General features: G+C 46.0%; 21 protein-coding genes. 5 read left to right on the top strand and 16 right to left on the bottom strand.

Features of this window, described 5'->3' with window-relative positions:
* Positions 1–65: 65 nt before the first annotated feature.
* Entirely contained in the window at positions 66–386 is a 321-nt protein-coding gene (gene trxA, locus MKX50_RS12880) for a thioredoxin (RefSeq protein ID WP_213592419.1), read from the bottom strand.
* A gap of 532 nt (positions 387–918) precedes the next feature.
* Here trxA and MKX50_RS12885 point away from each other — a divergent pair.
* Positions 919–1,587 carry a metalloregulator ArsR/SmtB family transcription factor gene (locus tag MKX50_RS12885; protein WP_155613218.1) on the top strand — a complete coding sequence of 223 codons (669 nt, stop codon included), beginning with the start codon at positions 919–921 and terminating at the stop codon, positions 1,585–1,587.
* A 116-nt stretch (positions 1,588–1,703) separates the two neighbouring features.
* On the opposite strand, the gene MKX50_RS12890 is transcribed toward MKX50_RS12885, so the two are convergent.
* From MKX50_RS12890 to MKX50_RS12920, 7 genes are all read right to left on the bottom strand, one after another.
* Entirely contained in the window at positions 1,704–2,741 is a 1,038-nt protein-coding gene (locus MKX50_RS12890; RefSeq protein ID WP_339157149.1) for a hypothetical protein, read from the bottom strand.
* Positions 2,742–4,643, bottom strand: a complete 1,902-nt coding sequence (locus tag MKX50_RS12895) for an AAA family ATPase (protein WP_213592415.1) — start codon at positions 4,641–4,643, stop codon at positions 2,742–2,744.
* A gap of 76 nt (positions 4,644–4,719) precedes the next feature.
* Complete coding sequence (locus MKX50_RS12900) at positions 4,720–5,946, bottom strand: copper amine oxidase N-terminal domain-containing protein (RefSeq protein WP_339157150.1); 1,227 nt, start codon at positions 5,944–5,946, stop codon at positions 4,720–4,722.
* 36 nt (positions 5,947–5,982) lie between these two features.
* Entirely contained in the window at positions 5,983–6,546 is a 564-nt protein-coding gene (locus MKX50_RS12905) for a pyridoxamine 5'-phosphate oxidase family protein (protein WP_213592411.1), read from the bottom strand.
* Between the two features lie 272 nt (positions 6,547–6,818).
* Positions 6,819–7,439 (bottom strand): methyltransferase domain-containing protein, encoded by a 621-nt coding sequence (locus MKX50_RS12910; RefSeq protein ID WP_213592409.1) that lies wholly within the window; start codon positions 7,437–7,439, stop codon positions 6,819–6,821.
* A gap of 12 nt (positions 7,440–7,451) precedes the next feature.
* Positions 7,452–9,662 carry a heavy metal translocating P-type ATPase gene (locus tag MKX50_RS12915; protein WP_339157151.1) on the bottom strand — a complete coding sequence of 737 codons (2,211 nt, stop codon included), beginning with the start codon at positions 9,660–9,662 and terminating at the stop codon, positions 7,452–7,454.
* A 168-nt stretch (positions 9,663–9,830) separates the two neighbouring features.
* Positions 9,831–10,805, bottom strand: coding sequence for a bile acid:sodium symporter (locus MKX50_RS12920; RefSeq protein ID WP_339157152.1), 975 nt, complete (start codon positions 10,803–10,805; stop codon positions 9,831–9,833).
* Positions 10,806–10,922: 117 nt separating this feature from the next.
* Between MKX50_RS12920 and MKX50_RS12925 the strand changes: the two genes are divergently transcribed.
* Both MKX50_RS12925 and MKX50_RS12930 read left to right on the top strand, forming a co-directional pair.
* The gene (locus tag MKX50_RS12925; protein ID WP_055108133.1) at positions 10,923–11,294 is read left to right on the top strand and encodes a metalloregulator ArsR/SmtB family transcription factor; all 372 of its coding nucleotides are present in this window, start codon (positions 10,923–10,925) and stop codon (positions 11,292–11,294) included.
* A gap of 173 nt (positions 11,295–11,467) precedes the next feature.
* Positions 11,468–13,762, top strand: coding sequence for a glycosyl hydrolase (locus tag MKX50_RS12930; protein WP_339157153.1), 2,295 nt, complete (start codon positions 11,468–11,470; stop codon positions 13,760–13,762).
* A 99-nt stretch (positions 13,763–13,861) separates the two neighbouring features.
* Here MKX50_RS12930 and MKX50_RS12935 read toward each other — a convergent pair whose 3' ends face one another.
* The 7 genes from MKX50_RS12935 to MKX50_RS12965 form a co-directional block, all read right to left on the bottom strand.
* Positions 13,862–14,344 (bottom strand): hypothetical protein, encoded by a 483-nt coding sequence (locus tag MKX50_RS12935; protein WP_213592398.1) that lies wholly within the window; start codon positions 14,342–14,344, stop codon positions 13,862–13,864.
* A gap of 251 nt (positions 14,345–14,595) precedes the next feature.
* Positions 14,596–15,366 carry an ABC transporter permease gene (locus MKX50_RS12940; RefSeq protein ID WP_213592396.1) on the bottom strand — a complete coding sequence of 257 codons (771 nt, stop codon included), beginning with the start codon at positions 15,364–15,366 and terminating at the stop codon, positions 14,596–14,598.
* 23 nt (positions 15,367–15,389) lie between these two features.
* Positions 15,390–16,166: an ABC transporter ATP-binding protein gene (locus MKX50_RS12945; protein ID WP_339157154.1), complete on the bottom strand. Its 777-nt coding sequence runs from the start codon at positions 16,164–16,166 to the stop codon at positions 15,390–15,392.
* 17 nt (positions 16,167–16,183) lie between these two features.
* Entirely contained in the window at positions 16,184–17,194 is a 1,011-nt protein-coding gene (locus MKX50_RS12950; RefSeq protein ID WP_339157155.1) for an ABC transporter substrate-binding protein, read from the bottom strand.
* Entirely contained in the window at positions 17,191–18,642 is a 1,452-nt protein-coding gene (locus MKX50_RS12955; protein WP_339157156.1) for an aryl-sulfate sulfotransferase, read from the bottom strand. Before MKX50_RS12955 ends, MKX50_RS12950 begins: the two co-directional genes overlap by 4 nt.
* Before the next feature lie 33 nt (positions 18,643–18,675).
* Positions 18,676–19,218: a MarR family transcriptional regulator gene (locus MKX50_RS12960; RefSeq protein WP_339157157.1), complete on the bottom strand. Its 543-nt coding sequence runs from the start codon at positions 19,216–19,218 to the stop codon at positions 18,676–18,678.
* Between the two features lie 259 nt (positions 19,219–19,477).
* Positions 19,478–20,062: a TetR-like C-terminal domain-containing protein gene (locus tag MKX50_RS12965; RefSeq protein ID WP_213592385.1), complete on the bottom strand. Its 585-nt coding sequence runs from the start codon at positions 20,060–20,062 to the stop codon at positions 19,478–19,480.
* A gap of 256 nt (positions 20,063–20,318) precedes the next feature.
* On the opposite strand from MKX50_RS12965, the gene MKX50_RS12970 reads away from it, so the two are divergent.
* Entirely contained in the window at positions 20,319–21,107 is a 789-nt protein-coding gene (locus MKX50_RS12970; RefSeq protein WP_339157158.1) for an SDR family oxidoreductase, read from the top strand.
* Between the two features lie 81 nt (positions 21,108–21,188).
* Here MKX50_RS12970 and MKX50_RS12975 read toward each other — a convergent pair whose 3' ends face one another.
* Positions 21,189–22,418 carry a cytochrome P450 gene (locus MKX50_RS12975; RefSeq protein ID WP_339157159.1) on the bottom strand — a complete coding sequence of 410 codons (1,230 nt, stop codon included), beginning with the start codon at positions 22,416–22,418 and terminating at the stop codon, positions 21,189–21,191.
* A 283-nt stretch (positions 22,419–22,701) separates the two neighbouring features.
* On the opposite strand from MKX50_RS12975, the gene MKX50_RS12980 reads away from it, so the two are divergent.
* A complete protein-coding gene (locus MKX50_RS12980) occupies positions 22,702–24,495 on the top strand; it encodes a hypothetical protein (RefSeq protein WP_339157160.1) in 1,794 nt (597 codons plus the stop codon).
* The last annotated feature ends 30 nt before the right edge of the window (positions 24,496–24,525 follow it).

A 24,525-nucleotide genomic window follows, 5' to 3' on the forward strand; every position in this document is an offset into this window, starting at 1 on the left:
GGTTAAACTCTATGAGAAAGAAAATCAGCAACACTCTCGTACTGTATTGCCAGTTACCACAGACATTATGAATTTACTTGACTCAGGATTTTTCTTTTGAGTATAGGTTTATGATTGATCCCCACCATTTGTTCTACTAACTTACCATCTTTAAACAGCAGCAAAGCTGGAATACTGCGGATACCAAATTGCGAAGCCAGCTCCCCTTGTTCATCGACGTTCACTGTTGCGATCGTCGCCTGATCATTAATTTCATCAGCTAATTCATGAACAATCGGAAGCTGGATTTGACAAGGCCCACACCAAGGAGCCCAAAAATCAACCAAACTTACCCCCGACTGAATCGTACTTTGAAACGTTTCTTTTGTTAGTGCTACTGCTCCCACTTAAGTACCTCCTTTAATATGCCGAGTAGATTGCCTCAGACTCATTATTGAAACTGTGCAGAACTTGTACATCTTCATCACGAACTATAAGTTCTCGTGATTTGAAGATAAGTCTTTTGCATAATGACTTCGCCTTCAGTTTGTTTAAATCTGATCAATAGAAGTCCATTAATTCAATAATTCAATCGAGTAATTGAATTATAGTACTGAAAAAATAATCAGTCAAGTATCCTACAACTCATTGACATATTCACCACAGCATGAAACCGTGTTTTGACAATAGCATTCATTATATATCTTGCTTTCACAACGAGTTTCCATTACATACACTGAAACAATATTACTTTCAAATTTTTGCTCAATTGAATAATTGAATAACTTGATGTACACTATACAAAAACTCCATATTATTGATGATCGGTTTGACAAGGAAGGAAGTCTTTCCCATAGCATGAATTTACAGTATTTAAAGGGCACACCGAATGATAGTCCAGTATTTATTAACTATTTCAAGAATTGAGGGAAAATCACGATGACTGATCCTATGCTGGATTCCGCGAAACTCTTAAAAGAAGAGCTCTACAAACAATTATCGAGAATCGGAAAAAGCCTGTCTAGCGATAAGCGTTTGGAAATTCTGACCTTATTGTCCCAGGGACCAAAAACGGTCGAAAAGTTAACCTCATCCTCGGGTATGAATTTTGCAAATGTTTCTCGTCATTTGCAGGTATTACTAGATGCCAAGCTTGTTAAATTCACAAAGAAAGGCACCAGCGCCATCTATTCATTGGCTGATCCCTCTATTGTTGACTTACTTAATTCGTTGTGGAGGATTAGCGAAAAACAACTTCCAGATATCTCAAAACTTAAACACGACTTCTTGCATAACCTGGATAACATCCAAACACTAACGATGGATGAAGTGATGGAGAAGTTAAACTCAGAGTCTATCCTTCTCTTAGATTTACGTCCAAAAGAAGAGTTTGAAATCAGCCATATAAAGGGCGCTATCTCCGTTCCCATGGAAGAACTTGAATATTATATACGTGAATTACCTAAGGACGCTGAAATCATTGCTTATTGCAGAGGCCCACTCTGTGTGTATTCCGCCATCGCTGCACAAAAATTGCAGGCTAGAGGATTCAAAGCTTTTCGAATGGATGAGGGCTTGAATGAATGGCAGGAACATTTTGCTCATTAAAATGGATGCGTTCAAATCCATCAATTGAAAAATGCTCATGCGCTGAACATGAGCATTTTTCAATATTTTCGTCATTTGGATTTGCCATGGAAAATGCCATATTTTTATCCCGACTGTTATCTCGTATCCAAATACTTCAAAAGCCCTAACTCGTTCGCGATGTCTGAAGTGAACTTCGATAGAGTACGTCGATCATGGTTTGCCCCATGAGCGAAGTTGCCGATGACGAATCTAACGACCTCCTCACGAGAATTAAAGAGAGTGCCTGATTGACTCAGAATCGTATCGATATAATCAGACGTATAATGCTGCGATTTCTGAAGTAGTTCTCTTACTTCTTCTTTATGGAAATTATATAGCTCCTTGATCTTAAAAAGCTCAATATTTTGCTTGGCGCGTCGAGTGAAGTCTGGATCAGGTGACAGGTAACGGAAGTCGATATGGAACTCCTCCGTATTATTGCCTAGAAGGAAAGTAACATCATAAGGCTGACCGGCGGTTCCCCCATTAGGTACAATCGTAAACCTTACTTCTGAACCAAACTCTTCTTTGTAAGGATGAATAAAATCAGTCATTGTCATCTCTTGGCGACCCTTGAAATCGGAATTACATACTTTACAGCTTGGAATCAAGTTATACAGAGATATGGCCAGATATGGATAACGTTTCTTATCATAAAAGTGATCTAATGTTCCTCTGGTCTGTCCTTCCCAAAGAGATTTTCGGGTTCCCTTCTTTCTTCGAATCCTGTTCCGAATCGTGGTGATGTACTGCCGATTACAGTAGGGACAAGTCCCGACCCCAAGATTTTTGACAAGTAAGTAACCACCCCAATTTGTCCCTTTTACCCCAGGTGAGCGATTACTAAAAATGTCGTAGTCGAATACAGCTTGCAGCTTGCGATTCGTTGTTTTTGAGAATGGGTGTCCGTTAGTCAACTTATTGATTGTATTGATCGCATCAGCCAGCACATCCGGATTCCCAATTAATATTTTTTCATAATTATCTCGTAAATATTCCATTACCTTCTTTTCAAACGGGTGCTTATATTTCTGACCGGCATACTTCCTAAGTAAATCAAGACCTTGCTTTTTAAAATAGCTCAAATGTTCTTTTTTAATATTTGCATGGCCAGCATCATTTATTTTGATCATTTACTGCTTCCCTTTCAACGACCGAACTTCAGCCTCTAGATCCGATATTCTGTTTACCAGCTGTTGGAAGGATTGATCTTGAATGCGCAGCCGGTCCTCCAGGACAGAGATCAATTTATTACGAATAACAGGCTCTCCAATTATTTCAATTTGTTTTCTTATGCGGCTTTCCTTTTCCCTAATATCTGCAATATCATCCTGGTATAATTCATGAACAAGTCGGTTGATCTTTTGCTTGGCAAATTCACCGAGTAGTCCGTCAGGCAAAAAAAAGGCATCTGACAACAATGTATGTATATTAGCCGCAAAGGATTGCCGATGATCCTCAAGTCCCCCGACCACTGTGGCACCATTTTCGGTAGCTTGAAGGAACACGATATTAGCATGCGGCAGGTCAGAAATTAAAAAAGGAGAGTTGGTTGTCAGGACAATATCCAAAGTCTTCTGCTGCTGTACACAGCAATATTCAGTAGAAAAATCTATGAGTTCTTTGATGAATCTGCGTTGCCATTGCGGATGCATATACAACTCGCCTTCATCGATCATAAGCAGAATATGCTCTTGCTCGATGTTTAAAGAGAACGATTCATATAGCCGTGCGTACATGGTGAGAAGTGATTTTTCTCCAGAACTTAGATCCGGCCAATCCAAATCAAAATCAATGCTTACTTTTTGATTCCCTTTTCTCAAGATCGAGAGAACTGTAGATGCCGGGCTTTCGTTCGAAACTAACTGGGCTCTGATAGCACCATCTTCCATGAATATAACATTGTCCATAATTAGCTCAATAAGTTCATCATATACTATCTCAAGCACTTCAGCCTTCTCCAAGAATCGTCTATTATCATCTTCTCTTGGCAGCCTTTCCGTCAATAACCCCACAAAATTGCTAAATATCTCATAACCAATATCATTTTCGGGGTCTAATTCATACTCATCAATAAAACGGTTAATTTTTTCTGTGCATGTGTGAGGGGATTCACGGTACACCTCATATAACAGGAGTAAAAACACCATAGTGAAAGACTTGATCCCTTCTACACTTATATCCTTTTGGATTCCGTTATAAATATCGTATTTTTCCATCTTGTTATATGCTTTATAGAGATAACCTTCAAAAGAGGATTGTTCTTCATTTATGCCAGACCCGAAGTTGATGATGTCTAATCTTAAATTTTCTTCAAGTCTTTGCAACAAACGTGAAAAGCGAAAATACATTTCTTTTGGCACCTCAAAAGGGATAGTCCAAAATGAGGAATTTCCCTGTTCCAAAAAGAAATCTATTTGCATCCGAATATCGTTATACTTATGTGCTAGTGTTTCATGAGCTTGAGGATCATTGTGAATAGATTTTGAAAGGAGCGTATTTGTTGTCATATCGATCAGCCTGTTACCGTTCTTGATGGCAGAATGGTCGAAGATGTTAGAATACAAAACTACCGAAAGATTGTTGAAAAAAGCCTCAGAGTCCTTAACTATATAAGATCTTCTAAAATAATCGGGTTCGAATACTGAAATATGATTCTCCTCATAATTGCCCCCGACAAGCTTCAGGTCTGGATTGTGTACCACAATCAACTCATCGTGCCCAAATATACGAAAAACACAAAGAATGGGCTCTTCTAAGATTTTTGCTGCAAAGCCCTCATTACCGTTAGCCAGTAAAGCAATCATAAAACGCAGAAGTGACGTTTTACCAGTGCCATTACGCCCCACAATAGCTGTCACCTGATCAAAACCCGTATTTTCCGAAAAAAAATGCTCGATAAAAAACGGGTTCCTTTTTACATAAAGTTCACCTTGTTCAGGTAAATATTCGAAGCGGTATTCGCTATGAAAATGCACTCCCTCCCCTTTTACAACCAGGCTATCACTTTTGGTCCACACATACAGCAGTTGCAATCCTTTTCCCTCCCGGCGGCCTGCATCAGACTCAATTAAGTTACTCTTCTTCCTTCATCAAAATATTAACAGCTTCTTATTTCATATCCTGCCAGCCTTTGAAATCGTGAATAGCAAAGCCGGCATAGCTCGCGTAATGCGTTAATTTATTATGGGCGGACTGAAGCTCCTTTTCCATCACTTCATTGCTCATGGAATAAAATGAGACCCGCGGCCCTTCTTTGCTTTTAACTGTTTCAACGGCAATAACAATTTTCTTCTTGAGCGTGGAGGCTTCTCTCAGCATGTCCTGTGCATTTTCCACAATTCCATTATCGCCTAACGCATGATTCCGATAATTCATGATGACGAGGCAATCGAACTTTTCCAGCAGCCATGCGCTCATGCTGTAATTCGTTCCGGGTACATGAACCGTATTTAGCCAATACGGAACGTCCATAGTAATTTGCAAGCCGCTGCCTTTGGTTTCTTTTTCGATCAGTCTCAAATTGTCCATCCAGCTCTCAAGAATCACTTTGTTGACCTTAGTCCATTCGTCAAGCGCATAAGGTTCAATATCGAAATGCAGTCCCGTAAAGCTTGCTTCGGGGCCAACAGAGGAATTGTAGGTTTTAACCCATTCGATGAATTTTTGAATATCCTCCTGCCCGGACTTATAGACCCATTCGGGGCGCCCTTCAAGTGCTTCCACTAATATTCCTTCACGTTTGGCTTTTCGTATAAATTCCTCATATATCGTTGAATCAATATCTCTATTCACCTGAAGGTAAATAGATGTCACACCCTTCATTTTTGCGAAGCTTATCATTTTCTCTTGATCCTGCTTGATGATATGAGTGTCCCATATCCATGTTCCCTTCGGAACATTGCCCACGGAGCTCATAATGCTCACCAGCTTGTGCTTGGGCTGCCACTCTACATTTGCATGAAGGGCTTCGCTTATAAAACGCAGCGGAACCATCGTGCGTCCGTTCTTAAGCACTGCCGCCCCTTCAAAGTCTACTCTTTTTCCGTTCACCAGTGCATGATGGTCGCCAATTACCAAGATAACAGTGTCACGGTTAAGCGAGATCGTGATTTGTTTTAATTCGCCGTCCCATTCCGTAGCAGCTCCGAGCTTGTCGGATATAAAAGCAAGTGGAACCATTGTAAGGTTGGATCTCTGATCGACATAGGGGTGCTCATCCAGAAATTGAACGTTACGCCCATCCACGGATACTCGGACTCCAGAGGCATAGGTAGCGGGAGTGAACGCAGCTACGCTCAGAATAATAGCTAACGTGCATACAAGCCATTTTCTCATGGGTGATTTCCTCATCTTTTTGAATTTGTGCTGAAATTACTTTGTCCCTAGGCGTTTGCCTAGAGACGTTGGCAATTGGTCCAGGCTGCTCATATTTTTTTCACGCCAGTAACTTTGCAGACCTTCTTCGCCTTTTTGCTCCGCCCAGCGCCGAAGTGTGTCCCGCTCCTTCTCGTACGACATGAACGGCACAGAATAACCGCAGGATGTCTGGACTTTATGTATGTCGACCGTAATGATCTGCCGGACTCCAGGCAACGGATCGAACAATCCGTATACCTCCTCCCATTTGCTGTCCTCTGGGAGAATTACTGTTCCATTTCCGTACAGGCGTAAGATGTTCGGAGGCCCCTGAAATGCACAGAACATGATCGTGATTCGACCGTTCTCTTCGAGATGGGCGCTGGTCTCATTGCCGCTGCCGGTTAAATCCAAATACGCTACCTTAGACTCGGACAAAATCCTAAAACTGTCATATCCCTTCGGAGACAGATTGACATGCCCATCCCGTGACATAGGTGCCGTTCCGACAAAGAATAGATGCTGTTTTTGGATAAAGGCCATGTGCTCTGGAAGCATGGCCGGAAATTGTTTCCCCAAATGAATCCCTCCTTAAAACTTGTAATTTGCTTCGAAGACGCTTAGCACCGCCGAGATGGTATTTGCTTAAGATTGGCTAATTAACTAAAAATTAATATAATATATACTCATATTTTAGTACATAAGTATTGTAGATTAAAGCGAGAGATTATTTTTTTGGAAGCCTTGTTTTAAGGTGGAAGATATGATTCGATGATTAAGGCGTAAAAATAGCCAAAACTGCGATCCTTCATCAAAAGGCACAATTTTGGCTATAAAGATAGAACACATCTTCATTTTCGTTCAAGCACGATTTTGCGATACATATCCCCGAACATGGCTGGGCTGTCCTCACGAATGTTCAACCGTTCAAGGTGTGGTTTCAGGATCGCCTGATAATTCCGGCCGATATCGGTGCCCAATACGGCCACGAGCGGCCGCAGCATACGCATAATCAGCGGCATTTTCCCTTCCCCGCCCTTGAACTTGTCGAAAATGACGATGCTGCCTCGCTCCTTTGTAACACGAACTAGCTCCGACATGCATTTGTGTTCGTCGGGAACGACCGACAAAATCAGGCTTGCAATCACCAGGTCGAAGGACTGGTCAGCGAATCGCAGATCCTGAGCATCCATCTCCAAAAACCGGATGTGCTCGTTTTCCCCTGCTTTTGATTTCGCCTGAGCAAGCATAGCCGGCGAGAGATCGACAGCCGTAATTTCAAGCGTCTTTCCGCAGAAAAAACGCAGATCGGCCCCCGTCCCTACCCCAACCAACAGTACGCGCTGACCTGGTTCGAGAGCCAAATCAGTAAAAACCTTTTTTCTGGCCCGGGCGAACGGGCCCGCATTAAATAAAACATCGTAAAACGGAGCCCCCGCTCGATAGATCAATTTATTCCAGCGATTGTTCATATCCCCAATCCTTTAAGCCAAATTAGGTTTAATCTTCAATACGCGCATGGCGTTCAACACGGCGAGCAGAGTAACGCCCACATCCGAGAACACCGCCTCCCACATCGTCGCAATGCCGAACGCGCCCAGGAGCAGGAAGACCGCTTTGACGAGCAGTGCGAAAAGGATGTTCTGCCATACAATGCGCCGGGTTCTCTTCGCAATATGGATGGCGGAAGCCAGCTTGGAAGGCTCGTCGGTCATAATGACGATATCAGCAGCTTCAATGGCTGCATCGGACCCGAGTCCGCCCATGGCCACGCCGACATCTGCTCTGGCTAGAACCGGCGTGTCGTTAATGCCATCGCCGACGAATACGATCTTTTCTTTACTCGATTTTTGGCGGTCGATCTTCTCTAGCTCTTCGACTTTATGCTGCGGCAGCAATTCGGAGTGAACCTCGTCCACACCCAGCTTTTTGCCGACCGCTTCACCCACTGTCTTGATGTCGCCCGTCAACATGACAATCTTCTTCACGCCGAGATTTTTTAGTAAACGGATCGCCTGCGCCGAATCCTCTTTGACCTCATCGGCAATGACCAAATATCCGGCATACTGTTTGTCGACCGCAATATGCACGATGGTGCCCAGCTCGGATGGCACGGCGATGTCGATATTTTCCCGTTTCATCAGCTTCGCGTTCCCGGCCAGCACTTCCTTGCCCTCAAACACAACCTGAATGCCGTGTCCAGATATTTCGTTGTAACCCGAAAGCAGCTCTTCATTCAATTGCTGTCCGTATGCTTCTCTGATCGACTCGGCAATTGGATGGGTAGAGTGCATTTCGGCAAAAGCGGCTTGGCGCAGCAGTTCTTGTTCGGTCCATCCGTTTTGCGGATGTATGCCGTTTACCTTAAATTCACCTTTGGTTAGCGTTCCCGTTTTATCAAAAACGACGTATTTGACGTCATTCAACGCTTCCAGGTAATTGCTCCCCTTAACCAGGACGCCGTTCTTGGACGAAGCCCCTATGCCCCCAAAGAAGCCGAGCGGGATCGAAACGACTAGGGCGCAAGGGCAGGAAATGACGAGGAACACCAAAGCCCGGTACACCCAATCCGAGAAGGTCGCGCCGCTGAAGAGCAGCGGAGGCACAATGGCCAGCAATGCAGCGACAATGACGACAAACGGCGTGTAGTAACGGGCAAACTTCGTAATAAAATTTTCCGTCGGTGCCTTTTTACTGCTTGCGTTCTCCACTAGATCCAAAATTTTGGCAACGGTAGACTCCCCGAATACCTTTGAAACCTCGATCGTCAGCGCCCCGTTTTTGTTAATGAATCCGCTCAGCACATTATCGCCCGCAGCCACTTGGCGCGGCACGGATTCACCAGTTAATGCCGAGGTATCCATTGCCGAATTTCCTTCGATAATTTTACCGTCAAGAGGTACCTTTTCACCAGGCCGCACGACGATCAAATCGCCGATTCGCACTTCTTCCGGACTCACACGTTTGATCTCGTTGCCTGTTTTCAAATTGGCAAAATCCGGTCTGATATCCATCAATGCGCTGATGGATTTCCGCGACCGGTTGACGGCAATGCTCTGGAACAGCTCGCCAACCTGATAAAAGAGCATAACAGCTACACCTTCAGGATACTCCCCAATCACAAAAGCGCCGACAGTCGCAATTGACATAAGGAAGTATTCGTCGAACACCTGACCTCTAACGATGTTCTTCAGCGCCTTGAATACAATATCTCCACCTACAATGAGATAGGACGCAATAAACAGAATCAGTTCAAGCTCCCGGCTCAGCGGTAACGCAAACGCCAACACGCCGATGGCAAGACCTATGATCAGCCGGACAACCATGATTTTGATGCTTTGCGCCCCGTGGTCATGAGAATGTCCATGCCCTTCATCCTCCGCCTCGGCACCGTGATCATGGCTGTGAGCGTGATTATGTTTGAAGGCTCCCGCCTTATGGCTTCCCGCCGCTCCGTATTCCAATACTTTGATACCCGGCTCAAGTGTACGAATTTTTTTCTTCGTCTGCTCAAGAATGTCATCTGAACGGTCTGACGCCAGCTCCATGGTCAACGTTTGGTTTGCAAAATTCACCGAACAAGCGGAAACCCCGTCAATCTTCTGGACACCGTTCTCGATCTTCATAGCACAGTTTGCGCAGTCCAGACCCTCCAGCACCAGCTTTCGCTTAACTGCAGAAGTACCTGTTTCCATATATTTATCTCACCTCATCAATAAAAGCTATATATGAACAACTATTCATATATAGTATATTCCTCAATTCTCACTGCTGTCAACATACTGCTTTATTTACCCTAATCCTGCGGCTGTTATCCAAGACTTTGACAAGATCATATATCATTAAAACAAAAAAAGCCGCAATCATGCGACTTTTAGATCCCGGTAAATTAAATTAGGCACAAATTTGATATATACTAGCTCTGCGATTAATTCAATGACGGTTTGGGTTACTATGACAGATGCTGCAATTGTAGCCATCTCCCCTGGCAAGGTCAGGGCAAGTGGAAGCACTACAAGGGAATTGCGAGTTCCTGCACTAAAAATCAGCGCTCTGCCATCTGACGGCCCGATTCCCAACGCCGATGAGATGATTCGCGATATGAATGGCGAAACGATATGGAATAATACATAAATCGGGATCACAGCGATAATGACATCGAAATCCTTGACAATTCGATTCACTTGAGAGCCTATGACCAAAAAGAGCACGAGCGCCATAAGCGGCACGGGAAGCCATGCCGTAAAGTCCAATACTTTAAGGCCGCGTGCATGTTTTTTAGCTGACAACTGGACGGCTAAGGCTACGAATAAAGGGACAATAATCAAATAAATAAAAGCTTCAATGAAAGGAGCGATTTTTACGATTTGGGCAGCCTCTTGACCAATGAACAGCCAAAGGTAACAAGGCAGCATAACCATCTGTACGACAAAAAGCACCGGAGTGGATGCAAGTATTAACTTCTCATTCCCCTTGCCCAATTGAGTAAAAACAATAACATAATCGATGCATGGAGTGAGAAGTACCAAGCAAACTCCAATCAGAACTGGGCTTGGCTGAGGAAAAACCTGAATTAATATGTATACCAGTAAGGGAATGAAAATAAAGTTTACAAGCAGTAAGGCTCCCATGAAACGCCCATTAGAAAGTGCCTCCTTTAGTTTAAGAAAGGGAATTTGACAAAACATACTGAATAAAAGGACAGCAATCCCAAAGGAAACCATGGGTTCCAGATAGACGCCTATTCGGGGACTTGCCCACCCCGCGAGCCCCGCCGCAATTATTGCTGCCGCGTAAACGCCAATTTGGTTCTTTTCTAAACTCTCTCTTGATAGCACTACCCAATCTCCTCTTTTTTATTCGGATTATATCATAGCGGTTAATAGTAATCATTTCGTTTAAGTCATTTTTTTTGTTATAATAATGGAAAAGATGCTTACAGAAAGGTGATTTTAATGACACAGTCTCTAAATTCTGCTGAGGAATGTGACACAACTTGCCTTGGATCGGATACCGATTTAAACACCATTAAGGCAGAGCTGATTGACGATCAGGCAGCTGTTCAATTTGCCGACTGGTTCAAAGCTTTTAGTGATCCAACCCGGGTTAAATTAATTAGTGCATTATTAAAAAGAGAGCTGTGCGTTCATGATTTGACGGTACTCTTAGGAATGGGACAATCTGCTGTCTCTCATCAGTTAAGGTATTTACGAAATATGAGGATTGTAAAACGCCGTAAGGTCGGTAAAACCGTATATTATTCCTTAGACGATAATCATATTGAGCAAATTTTTATACAAACTCTTCAGCACACAAATCATAGTTGAATGATTAAAACAACCCCGACTGTCGTATCGTATAGGCAATCTGGGTTGTTTTGCTTTCATCTTCAAATGGATAGTTTTACATATATTTACATATATGATACTATGAAAGCGTATCCATAAGTTGATAGTTTATATAATAGTTTTCATATCTTACATGGAAAGGAAGTCTGATCATGACAAATTGGCTCAAAAAGGTAAGCGCAATGCTGCTGGCATTTACTCTTCTCCTTGGCTTGATGACAGCGCCCGTTCATGCGGACACCCCACTTTTCACGATTGAAAGCGAAAACGCTCAGCTCACCTCCGATCTTCAAGTCGTGACCGAAATTTACGGACAACACAAACCCGGATTCTCTGGGAGTGGATTTGTCTGGATGCAGAATTCCGGCACAATGACCTTTACAGTGACTGTCCCGGAAACCGGCATGTATGCGATCTCCACCCGCTATATGCAGGAGCTGAGTCCTGACGGCAGGCTTCAATATTTAACCGTTAACGGCGTTACCAAGGGTTCATATATGCTGCCCTATACGACCACGTGGTCGAATTTCGATTTCGGTTTTCATAAGTTGAACCAGGGAACCAACACGATCCAGCTGAAGGCTGGTTGGGGCTTCGCTTATTTCGATACCTTTACAGTGGATTATGCCAATCTTGACCCTCTAGATGTGGAGCCTGTCCTCACCGATCCTAAGGCTACACCGGAAACGCAGCTTTTGATGAATTATTTAACGGAGGTTTACGGTAATCACATTATTTCCGGCCAGCAGGAGATTTATGGAAGCGGAAACGATGGCAATTATGAGCTGGAGTTTGATTGGATTTACAATTTAACCGGAAAGTATCCGGCCATCCGCGGCTTTGATTTTATGAACTACAACCCGTTGTACGGCTGGGAGGACGGCACAACCGATCGGGTTATCGACTGGGTAAACAACCGCGGCGGAATCGCGACAGCCAGCTGGCATATCAATGTGCCCCGAAATTTTACCACGTACCAGCTCGGGGAGTTTGTGGATTGGAAGGACGCTACCTACAAGCCGACAGAAACTAATTTTAATACAGCCAATGCGGTGATTCCTGGTACGAAAGAATATCAATACGTGATGATGACCATTGAGGATTTGGCGGAACAGCTGCAGATTCTGCAGGATAACCATGTGCCGGTTATTTTCCGTCCCTATCATGAGGCTGAGGGCAACGGCGGGTTGAACGGAGAAGGCGCGTGGTTCTGGTGGGCTTCGGCAGGCGCCGAGGTGTATAAGCAGTTGTGGGATCTGCTCTATACCGAACTTACGGAGACTTACGGCTTGCATAACTTGATTTGGACCTACAACAGCTACGTGTATCCTACTTCTCCTGCCTGGTATCCCGGTGACGATCAGGTGGATATCGTCGGCTATGATAAATACAATACGATCTACAACCGTCATGACGGTCTATCCGGCGTGCCCAATGAGGATGCGATTACCTCGATTTTCTATCAGCTTGTTGATTTAACCGGCGGTACCAAAATGGTGGCCATGACGGAGAACGACACCGTCCCAAGCCTGCAGAATCTGATCGAGGAAAAATCAGGCTGGCTCTACTTCTGTCCTTGGTATGGCGAGCATCTGATGAGTTCCGCCTTTAATAATCCGGCCACACTGACAACGCTTTATCAAAGTGATTATGTCATCACATTGGATGAACTGCCCAATTTAAAAGTTGACGCTCCAACACCAAGTGCTGCAATTTCTCCCGTGAGTACAACATTTGATAGAGCGGCGAATCTACAGCAAGATATTTCCGTATCCCTTGCCTTAAACGGTCACCAGCTCGTAAGTATAACGCATGGAAATTATACTCTTCAATCCGGCCTGGATTATACGACGTCAAGTGCTGCTGTCGTTCTGAACAAATCCTATCTTTCCACGCAGCCACTGGGCCCAAATGCGATAACCTTTCATTTTAGCGGAGGAAAAAACGCAGTTCATACTGTAAATGTAGTGGACAGTAGTGTTCCCATACCCGCAGGAGGCTTGGCGATTCAAGCCTTTAACGGCAGCATAAGTACCTTTACCAACGGAATTTCGCCCAAATTCAAAATAGTCAACACCGGGAATACGTCGATTCAGCTTAGTGATGTAAAACTCCGCTATTACTATACAATTGATGGGGAAAAAGCACAAAGTTTCTGGTGCGATTGGGCCAGTATCGGGAGTGCAAATGTAACCAGCAATTTTGTGAAGCTGGCGAATCCGGTTACTGGAGCTGATTATTATTTGGAAATTGGCTTTACAAGTTCGGCTGGAACGCTTAATCCGGGCCAAAGCGCAGAAATCCAAGCGCGATTCTCCAAAGCTGACTGGTCCAATTACAACCAGGCCAACGATTACTCGTTTAAGGCTTCCAGCAGTCAGTTCGCAGACCATGAACAAGTTACCGGGTATATCAGCGGTCAGCTTGTCTGGGGGATTGAGCCGTAAGGATGTAAGATAAAAGGGCTGGATCGGGGTTATCCCCTGCTCCAGCCTTTTTTGTTATGTTAGGCAAGATACAGGCGCTATTTGCAAATTTATTGATAATTATCTTATCGTTATATCGATTGTTTTTGTATCTTTTCGTACATCTTCTTTCTGTACATCTTCAGGAGCATCCTCCATGCGTAGACTAGATATCAACGTATGCCCTAGAACAATACTAGAAAGAATAAGTATGTAATCATTAGTCGATATGTAGAGATAAACCCATGCAAAGCCTTTAAATAAACCCAATTGCGCCCATATATGAGTCATTGAAAGGATAAGAGACGGCAATCCAAGAACCAGTAATTTGGAGTAGTCGATTTTTAACGTTTTGGCTCGTCTGTCCGAATTCCCTGCCCTGCTTAATGCTAGTACTACCCCTATAGCTCCAAAAAACACCATCGTCACAAAGGTTACATATACGGGGCTGTAATAAAAATTTATTTTCACTTCCTCGTAATGATTGCGCAATAATGTGGTTCCGCCAAAATAAAAGATGGCTATGAATACAAGACAGCTGAAATTTTTGATAAAATTCTTCAAATCATCCCTCCTCTTCTATCTCCGACATAATATATAAAACTCCAGATATTGTCAAACGAAAAACGCCCACCATGATCCAAATGATGATGAGCGTTATAATGAACCAAACTTAAGAAATGTGCTTTTCCGATCCCAAGCTTACCGATGCTTTTAATTAGTTTACATAATTTTTGTTATGTTAATTAAATTATACGCCCAGTATTCAGCGAATATTTAACTGGGCCTTTTTAGCATTCAACCTCCATTTTGCATTATCGCCTTAGCGATGTCGTGCTGACCACACCGTAGCGCGACAGCAACTTTCGCCCAAGCAGCGCTACCGCACGATCCGTCAGAAATCCCATCAATCCCAGACAAATCAGCCCGACAAAAATCCAATCTGTGCGGAAAAATAGGCGTGAATTCCAGATTAAATACCCTACGCCCTCGTTGGAAGCGATCATTTCGGCGCCGATAATCGCCATAAACGACGTGCCCATCGCCAGGCGGACGCCCGTAAAGATGTACGGAACCGTGGCCGGAATGATCACATGAAGGACGATTTGCCATTCCGAGGCGCCCATACTGCGAGCGGAGCGGATTTTATCCTCTTCAACGGACAGGACGCCCGTCAGCGTGTTGAGAATAACGATAAAAAATGTAGCGTACATGATCAGCATCACTTTCGACGTTTCCCCAATGCCGAACCAGACCAGAAATAAGGTAATAAAGGCTATCGGCGGAATGAATCGTATAAAATTGAGGAAAGGCTCCGCAAACAAGCGGATTGCGTACACTTTTCCAATGATGATGCCCGTAGGCACGGCGATCAGACTGCCCAGCGTCCAGCCCAATAATACGCGGTATGCGCTGATTCCGATGTATTGCAACAGCGTTCCGTCCACTAGCAGCTCATAGCCACCTTTAGCCGTATAGAGCGGCCCTGGAAGGATTTCCGGACCGTACACCAGCGACAGCAATTGCCAGAGGCCAAGGATGAAGAACCAGAACAGCAGCTGCAGTGACATTTTTTTCGTATTCATTTGCTTTCCTCCGCTTCCCTTTTTTACTCCTCAAAATGTGCTTGGATCTGATTGTAAAGAACATGGAACTCCGGACTAGTCAAATCCCGGGGGTAACCAAGCGGTACATCATAAATATGTGTAATTTGGGAGGCAGGCCCCGACGACATAATACCGATGCGTCCTCCGAGCAGTAACGCCTCCTGAATATCATGCGTCACAAATATCACCGTTTTGTCGGTATCCCGCCAAATGTTCACCAGCTCCCTCTGCATCGTGCGGCGGGTCATCGCATCCAGCGCTCCGAAAGGTTCATCCATCAGGAGAATGGCCGGATCGTTCGAGAGCACTCTTGCTAGTTGAACTCGCTGCTTCATGCCGCCGGACAGCTCCCGCGGGAATTTGTTCTCATGTCCCTTGAGCCCTACAAGCGAAATGAACCGGTCCGATACTTCCTTCCGGCGAACAGCTGGAATCCGTTTCATCCGCAGGCCGAACTCCACATTCTCCCTCACCGTCAGCCAAGGGAACAGGGAGGAATCCGCCTGCTGGAAGACGACCGCCCGATCCTGTCCGGGCCGTTCTACTTCCTTCTCACCCACCTTGACCTGTCCGGAGGTTTTTGACACAAAGCCCGCGATCAAGCTAAGGAGAGTCGATTTACCACAGCCGCTTGGCCCCAGCAGGACAAAGAACTCGCCTCCTTTGACCACCAGACTCACGTCCTGGATGATGTAATGAAGATCCCCGGCAGCCTGGGGCGCATAGCTCTTGTTCAACCGTTCAATATGAATTTCGTTAGACTTCGGCAATGAACTCACGGATGTCTCCCCCTCTCTTATTCCAATGCTATGACACGATCCGGGAATGCGATACGGACCAGTTCCAAATTTAATTTATGGTTCAAGTCAAAATCCCGCTCGATGATGCCGTTCTCCACCATATATTTCTTCTGGCCAGCCAGGCCTTCATACGCTTGCTGGGTGAAACCGATTTGCCAGGGGTTCTTCGGAAGATCCTTCAAGGTCGCTTCTCTAGGCTGCTTTACTTCGGCATACATAATATCTGCCGCCTCGTCTGGATGAGCCTGGGCATAGGCGGAGGCTTCGTCCAATGCCCTCAGAAACCCTACGAGACCATCCCCATACTCTTGGATCAGCTCGTTGGAAGCGATAAGACCCGTGCCAAGCCGCACCGGAGTTTGCGACATGTCCGCCAGCTCGTGCGCCTCTTCGAGCGCTATAAATTTCTCGTTGAGTACGGCTCCGTAAACCCAAGCTGCATCGATCTCTCCTTTTTTTAAGGCCACATAAGCTTCGTCAAAACCGCCTTGACCCACAAGTGTCACATCGGATAACTGAATGCCGTGCTGCTGCAAATACACATCCCACAAATATGGGATGAACGTTCCGCGCGAGAAGCTCAGCTTCTTGTCTTTCAAATCCGCCGCACTGACGATTTCATGACGGGCAAACAATTTCCACTCGCTAGCGCTTAGGTCGGTCGCCGTTCCGGAAGAAGCGAAGATCGAATAGTCTCCTTTACTGACGGCATTCAGCAGAGGGAAATCCGCGCCAAAGGCGATGTCAACCTGTTTGATGAACAGGGAATTGACCCCTTCGGCCGGAGTGGCGAAGTTCACCAGCTCGGCGTCTATGCCGTGCTTCTCAAAAATTCCTTTGTTTTTAGCGACACGAAACACGGTATTCGTGGAAATGTCCGCTATTCTCAGCTTGAGTTTGCTGCCTTGATCCGAACCTGAAGCCGTTTGGCAGGCGCTGAGCAGCGTACCCGCAAGCAGGAGCGTGATGATCGATAGGCTTATATGACGAATGCTGTGTTTTTTCATTGCGGATCCCTTTCCTTCCTGTCCGCCTCGTCCGTCGTAGCCACGCAGAAGGCGCCCTCGCTGTAAGCTGCAGTTCCCTCGACTTCAACGGTCATCCAGGCACCTCTCGGAGCTGCGCCAGGCAAGCGGAAATCAGCTACATCCACCGGTTCAATTTCGGTCTCCACTGGTTTCTCCAGCTGCGGTATCCATCCATAGGGTACACGGTAAGCCCGATAAACCATATTGGAATTGCGTTTGTTTTTGTAAGGAGAAATGTATTCCCAGACCAGTTCATGCTCCCGGGTAACTTCAAAAATCCGTCCATCCGCCCCTTCGGTAATCAGCGTATTTCCGTTCGGCAGCCGCTGTGCGGAGCTGATATACGGACTATAGAACCGATACGAGTCGAGCGGCGCCTGGAATCCCGCTTCGGTCGGGGTATACTGCCATTCGATCTCCAGCGTGACCGGGTTGATCTCCAAAATGCGGGAATGGTCGCGGCGCGCCACCTTCAGCCCGTCAGGAGCTTCGGGATTCGGTCTGCCATAGCCGCCCCAGCCCCCGTTGTCGAACACGAGAAGATTACCTTCGCCCGGCAGGCCTTTAGGAATCAGGTGGGCATGATGCTGGCCGATGATCCAGCCGAGATGTTCCGTTTCTTTCGTATCGTAATTCGGGCCGAGCTTCCAGACAATGTGGCCTGATCGCTTGTCGATGATCGCGATAATGTTCGTTTCGCGGGCATCCCAGATCAGATTATCCGGGTGGAAGCGCTCATCGCCAGCATCGTAGTGCTTGTTGGGTCCCAGCACGGATACGGAGTTGATATGCATCCAATCCCCGGCGTGCGTGCCGAATGCCCGGGTGTTGGGATCGCGGTACAGCGCCGCCTTGGCATCATCATCGAACCCCAGCTCATGGAAGTGGTCGCTGACCGCCCACTCCCAAATGACATTCCCCTCCCAGTCCACCTCGATAATCGTATCGTCGAGCAGCTCGGTATCGGAGATGTCGGGGCGTTGCACGTTTTTGTGCGCAAGGATTATGGTGTTGCCGGAGTCGACTTTTGGTTCCAGCCCCGGTGCATAGTAGCCGACCGGATTGCCTTCCCGCTGATAATCGTGATGTTGGCGCGCCATCCACTGCGCCGGGTGCCCCGGGTCTTCAATCCAGGCATAGCGGTCGAATTTCCAGACGATGTTGCCCTCCCAATCCACCTGGACGAGATTTTTCTCATCCTGGAAGCCGTATTTTGGATCGCGCTCCGACGTGCTGCCCAGGACGTAGCCGCCCGGGAACAATTTGTTCGGAAAGCCCCGCAGACCTTTCCATAAATGAACCTCTCTTCCATTCATATCAATGAGCAGCGCCCCGGTATCGGCAGCCTGATAAATCGTATAGCCGCTCCATGCTTTTTCCGGCAAATATACCGTCGTTCCCGTCGGATAAATCGTGGGATGTCCCATATTGCTCTCTCCTTTCATACACACCGTATAAATTTAGTAGGTAATAAACCGGTTCGTTCGCTGCAGGCCAGCCTTTAGCTGGTTGGCTGCCGCCGCGTCGCTGTCCTCCAAGGACTTCGTCAGGCGCAAAACTCCTTCTGCGAATCCGTCCAGCCGGTCATGCAGGCTCCGGAATAATGATATTTGAAATTCAAGCTCATCCAGCGTAAATTCGCCGAAAATGGCATCGATCATATATGTAGCTGCTGCCCAGTTGCGTTCAACCATCCGCTTCCCCTCCTCGGTAATATGCAGAGCCACGGATCTGCGATCTACCTCATTGCGTCTGCGAATGGCGTAACCCAGCTTCTCCAGCTTGTCGCAGATTGCCGTGACAGCGCCAGACGTAAAATCCAGCTGTTCCGCCAAATCTCCAAGCCTTTGTTCCCCATCCCGCAAAATGGCGTTCAGGATAAGCATGCCGGGAAGCGGCACGCCTTCGATCGCAATTTTGTCCCGCTCCTTCACAAATCGCCTGACGAGCCGGCGGAAATGCCAATCCGCCTCCTCCATTCGCGCCCAATCTTTATATTCCATAACGCTCCTTCCTGTCCCAATCCTCCAAGCCGCTGGAGATATACTGGACGATCTTCTAGATTCGTCAAATACAGAAAAGGCTCCCTGTTCTTTACCGAAAATTACTCGGTATTGAACATAGGAGCCTTTGGTGGACCAATCGGCTAATAATTTAGTTTAATCCTGAAATAATGAATGATTAGATAATGAACAACGACCTATCAGGCTTGAAATCAGATTAAACCAATTAACCTTACCTGTCAAGTGAGTATTTTGAATTTTATAGCAAGGCATGATGCTTCCCTTCTTTCGTCAGCTTAAGTACAGCTTCGGCCATGAATTCCGGCGAATACGGAAAATCATTCTGCAGCCACCAGCTTGCGACTGAGAAATGAGCTGCAATGCTGTAGCGCCAGTGGATCTCCGCAGGAACTCCGTCAATGGCTTGCTGTACATCTACGACTTGCCCCATTGCCTCTTGGACAATATCGGAGAACAGTTCCATAATATCCAGCTCGTATCCCCTATTCAGAATCACCTTGAAGTAGTAGCTCTGTTCTTTCAGATGCCGATAGAAAGCCAGCAGGTAGCCGGAGCTGATCGTATCCGCGCTGCTGTTATCGATGCTGGTAGACAGCACAGATTCTTTCAAGGATTGAAACAAATCCTCGACATTTTGTACGAGCAAATCGTATTTATTCTCATAATGCTGATAAAAGGTCGAACGGTTCAGCTTCGCTTTTTTCGTCAAGTCCTGTATCGTAATCTGTCTCCACTCTTTCTCATAGAGAAGCTCAAACAAAGCTTCCTTCAGCTGCTCCTTCGATCGGATGCTTCTCTTGTCGTCCCGATAATCAAACGCCATGGTTTAGCACTCCTTGTTCCTTTGCGTTATCGATCTCTGAATATCCTTTTTATTTCATTATATTTAGATTTCTCTTTCATCCTTTCAAAATTTACATCATAAGGAAATTAATATCAACCGACAGAATGAGGGATTCTGTTGGGATATTCTATCATTACCTTAGCTTCTAACAGGTGAGAACGGGATATAATGAATAATGAATTAGGATACTGTACATCAGCAGCGCGCAAATAAATAGATCAAGGAGTGTTGGCCTATGAATTTGAATCTTACAGGAAAAAAAGTACTCGTAGCAGCCTCTAGTAAAGGGATCGGGAGAGCGATCGCAGCATGCTTTGCCAGTGAAGGAGCTCATATTATGCTTTGCTCACGTCATGAGGATGATTTGAAGGCAGCAGCGGAAGAGCTTAGGGGACATTATAATGCGCAAGTTCACTATAAGGTAACCGATCTTTCCGTGAAGCAGGATATCGAGGATTTAGTTCAAGCCACTGCCGAGGCTTTCGGAGGCTTGGATATTCTAGTTACAAATTCCGGCGGCCCGCCAAGCGGAAGGTTCGAGGAAATGGAGGACGATGCATGGGAGCACGCTTTTCATCAAAATTTGATGAGCGTCATCCGGCTTATTCGCTGCTCCCTTCCCTATTTAAAACGCTCGAAAAACGGCCGCATCGTGAATATCACATCAACCTCAGTGAAGCAGCCCATTGAAGGTCTTATTCTTTCCAACACCTACCGTGCGGGTATCGCCGGTCTGGCCAAGACCCTGGCCCATGAGCTGGCTCCTGACGGCATTCTAATCAACACGGTAGCGCCTGGAAGAATTGCGACGGATCGCATCTATCAATTGGATAAGCATAAAGCAGAATCAATGAATACCCCTATGGAGGAAATTCGTGCCCGGGCAGAGCAGAATATTCCTCTAGGCCGTTATGGTCAGCCGGATGAGCTTGCCAAAATGGTGGTGTTTCTGGCCTCGACCGCTAATTCCTACACAACCGGACAGACAATACTTGTTGACGGAGGGATGGTCAAGTCGCTATAGCAACAATATGAAATAATGATGGAAGAAAGGCTAATCCCTCCAAAGGATTAGCCTTTTTAAGATGGCATGAATGCTTGCTAGTCAAGCATAATTAGCGACGAGCGGCAGTGACAGCAGCGATTGCCCAGCCGCCGAAGGCTGCAGGTGATCCTCTAACTGAAAGCCGGGAACAGGCTCGATTTTGCTAAACCGCTGAACGAATTGCTCGAGCATGATCGCAGCCTCCAATCTGGCGAGCGGAGCACCCAGGCAGAAATGCGGGCCATTGCCGAACGTCAGATGCTTCTTGCTATTATGCCGGCGAATATCCAGCTTGAACGGATCGTCAAACATCGCTTCATCGTGGTTGGCTGCGCTCATCCAAGTGATGACGACATCCCCCTTCTTCAGCTCGACCCCCAGCAGGTTGTTATCCTGTTTGACCGTCCGGTCCATCTTGCTGATGTGGAAACGGTAGCGCAGCATCTCTTCTACCGTATTCGGAATCAGTCCGGGATCCTGCCGCAGTTCGCTATATATCGTATTATCATCATATAAAAAAGAGTAAAACGTATTGGCCATCAAATGGCTTGTCGTCTCGATGCCCGCTGCCAAAATGAACATCGTTGTCCGTACGATCTCATCATCAGTGAACCGTTCCCCGTCGACCTCCGCCCGGATCAAATCGGAAATGATGTCCTCCTGCAGATGATCGCGTTTATCCAAAACTAAGGGGTATAAGAATGAATAATATTCCCGGGCGGCCTTGCCCTTTAATTCATTCACCTGATCCACATTCTGCTTGCTGGTCGGCATGAAGAGAATGTCCACCCATTCCTTGAAGAGGTTCCGGTGTTCCCACGGCACGCCAAGCAGCTCCGACATGACGATTGTCGGAAGCGGGGATGTCAGACTGCTTACGATATCGACAGACGTTTTGTCCGGTATCTCGTCAATCAGTTCGTCGACGATGCCGCGAATGCGCGGCTCCCATAATTTCAGGCTGCGGGGAGTAAAAGCGCTCGCAAGCAGGGCCCGCCGTTTGCGATGTTCGGGGGGATCCACACCAAGATTAAGCTTTTCCGCGATATGGCCTTCCTTCGTATTCGTTCCCACATCAATGATTGTCCTTGTACGCACGCTGGAGAAGTATTCATGATCGCTGAGCACCCGTTTGACGTCGTCGTACCTGAATACATTCCAAGTATTTGTCTCCGGATGATAGCTGATTGGCTCATGCAGCAGCTTCTCTTCATACCACGGATAAGGATTGAATTCATCGGATTTGGTGCTGAACCTTGTTATCTCCGAGACCGGAATGATTTCTCGCATATGATTTCCTCCCTTTCAGACAAATATTGATTTCTATTTTTGTATGAATCAGACAACCCGGCATTTAGTAAAAATTTACGTCAAACTCACTCTATGATCAACCGACACATTGCTTCGATCTGTTGAAGAACTTCAGAGCTTCTATGGAAAACTAGCGGAAGAAGCATGTACTCTTTCCTAGCAATATAAGCAATTTGAAGGATATTCACTTTGACTTGTTAACCCTGATAATGGATATGTAAATATATTTTACCATTTTCTCATTATGAAAGGAGTTTTGCTCGTGGCCAAGGAACTGAATCTGAACAAACTCTTGCTGGTAACCCTCGCTATCTTGATGCTCTCGATGGGTTGGCCAAATCAGGGGTACGCTGCTGTACTGGAGGAACAAGCTCACATTGAATGGTCACACATCCTGGAAGGAAAGCACCCGCTTTATAAAAGCAAATCCGGTTATGCGGCGACCGCTACGTCGGATGGGGGCTATGTAGCCGCAGGTGACAAGTATTGCGAAACTCCGGATGAGAACTGCTCTTACATCGTCAAGTTGAACAGCAGCGGCGAGATCTTATGGGAAAGAGATATGGTATATTACGATTATGATTATGAGGAGAATACGGCATTCACGGTCACCGAGACTTCCGACGGCAGCATCCTGGTTGGCGGAGAAATTCGAGATGGCTCCTATGGCCGGCCGCGTTTTGTTCCCTATGTTTTTAGACTGAGTGCGGATGGAGAGCTATTGTGGCAGAAATATTATCCTCGTATGCCCTACTATCAGCAATCCGCAAGAAGTATTCAAGAAACATCTGACGGCAATTTTGTAATTACCGGTGGCGGGTGGAATGAATACAGCCCTTCGCCTGCTTATCTCCTTAAAATTGATGCAAATGGGGACGAGCTTTGGTCTAAAACTTATCCCATCGGTTACAGTGGTATGTTCTCCAATATCATATTAACTTCGGATAACGGTGTCATCGTAGCCGGGAGTCGGACACTGGAGGAATATGATCGGGTATCATTGCCTTATTTGCTAAAAATAGACCGCAATGGCGAAGTCGTCTGGATGAAAACCGATGAGACCGACTATGTTACATCCACCATCATTACTTCTGAAGACGGGAATTATATTCTGACCAGATATAACCCTGGCACACAGTCCTATTACCTGCAAAAGATCAACGAAGCCGGGGATATACTCTGGAATAAACCGCTGGATTCACCAGCCATGGATGAGATAGAGAGGATTATTCGAACCCAACCGGTAGATGATGGCTATGTTCTATTTGTACAAAATACATCATCGAGTATCGAAAATGGAAAATCCCAGTATCAGATTATTCTGCTCGACGAGAATGCTGTGCCCACAAAAAAATATCAGTTTGGCGATTTGGATTTGGGCCTTAGAAGTGATGGCATCACTGCTTTTAATCAAGGGCTCCTTGTAACGGGAACAGTTAGAATTTACACCGATGGGGGCTATAGAAATGAAATGCATTTGCTGAAAATATCTATACCGAACGAAGGCCCATCAGATTCAGAATTGACTAGACTCGAATTTCAGCATCCGGAGCTCGAGCTATCCGTGGGTCAATCCGCCGCCACTGTCGTTAACGCCGTCTATTCCGACGCTTCCGTAACAGACGTGACGTATTCCTCCCTGTACGAATCTAATGACCCGAGCATCGCCAGTGTGGATGTATATGGCAATATTACTGGAATCAGTCTGGGCACAACGTGGGTTAAAGCAGCCTACAAAGGATTAGAAACAAGAATTACTGTCAAAGTCTCAAATGCAAAAGAACCTGGCCGCTTCTACCTGGATTCTGAGGAATACTCCCTTTCGATTGGAACGGAGCTCGATGTGGCGGCCTACCACGTGAATGAATCCGGTCTCCCCTCCAAGGTTACGCAGGATACCGTGTTCAATATTGATGATCCCTCTATTGCTACGGTTGATGAGTACGGAAATATTCGAGGAATCCGTCCGGGAATCACTCATATTACCGCCAGCTATAACGGCATAACCTACAGAGCAAGCGTCTGGGTTGTCCGTCCGTATGTACATCATATATAAATACAAAAAAGACCAACGCATCTCAGCGTT

Origin of the sequence: Paenibacillus sp. FSL W8-0186 (assembly GCF_037969765.1) — a bacterium.
GTDB lineage: Bacteria > Bacillota > Bacilli > Paenibacillales > Paenibacillaceae > Fontibacillus > Fontibacillus woosongensis.

Bases quoted from the DNA above. Each gene is read 5' to 3' on its own strand.
- MKX50_RS12900 (WP_339157150.1), bottom strand. From the start codon at position 5,946: ATGAGAAAATGGCTTGTATGCACGTTAGCTATTATTCTGAGCGTAGCT.
- MKX50_RS12975 (WP_339157159.1), bottom strand. From the start codon at position 22,418: ATGCGAGAAATCATTCCGGTCTCGGAGATAACAAGGTTCAGCACCAAA.
- MKX50_RS12930 (WP_339157153.1), top strand. From the start codon at position 11,468: ATGACAAATTGGCTCAAAAAGGTAAGCGCAATGCTGCTGGCATTTACT.
- MKX50_RS12960 (WP_339157157.1), bottom strand. From the start codon at position 19,218: ATGGAATATAAAGATTGGGCGCGAATGGAGGAGGCGGATTGGCATTTC.
- MKX50_RS12885 (WP_155613218.1), top strand. From the start codon at position 919: ATGACTGATCCTATGCTGGATTCCGCGAAACTCTTAAAAGAAGAGCTC.
- MKX50_RS12965 (WP_213592385.1), bottom strand. From the start codon at position 20,062: ATGGCGTTTGATTATCGGGACGACAAGAGAAGCATCCGATCGAAGGAG.
- MKX50_RS12890 (WP_339157149.1), bottom strand. From the start codon at position 2,741: ATGATCAAAATAAATGATGCTGGCCATGCAAATATTAAAAAAGAACAT.
- MKX50_RS12925 (WP_055108133.1), top strand. From the start codon at position 10,923: ATGACACAGTCTCTAAATTCTGCTGAGGAATGTGACACAACTTGCCTT.
- MKX50_RS12910 (WP_213592409.1), bottom strand. From the start codon at position 7,439: ATGAACAATCGCTGGAATAAATTGATCTATCGAGCGGGGGCTCCGTTT.
- MKX50_RS12970 (WP_339157158.1), top strand. From the start codon at position 20,319: ATGAATTTGAATCTTACAGGAAAAAAAGTACTCGTAGCAGCCTCTAGT.
- MKX50_RS12950 (WP_339157155.1), bottom strand. From the start codon at position 17,194: ATGAAAAAACACAGCATTCGTCATATAAGCCTATCGATCATCACGCTC.
- MKX50_RS12955 (WP_339157156.1), bottom strand. From the start codon at position 18,642: ATGGGACATCCCACGATTTATCCGACGGGAACGACGGTATATTTGCCG.
- MKX50_RS12940 (WP_213592396.1), bottom strand. From the start codon at position 15,366: ATGAATACGAAAAAAATGTCACTGCAGCTGCTGTTCTGGTTCTTCATC.
- MKX50_RS12915 (WP_339157151.1), bottom strand. From the start codon at position 9,662: ATGGAAACAGGTACTTCTGCAGTTAAGCGAAAGCTGGTGCTGGAGGGT.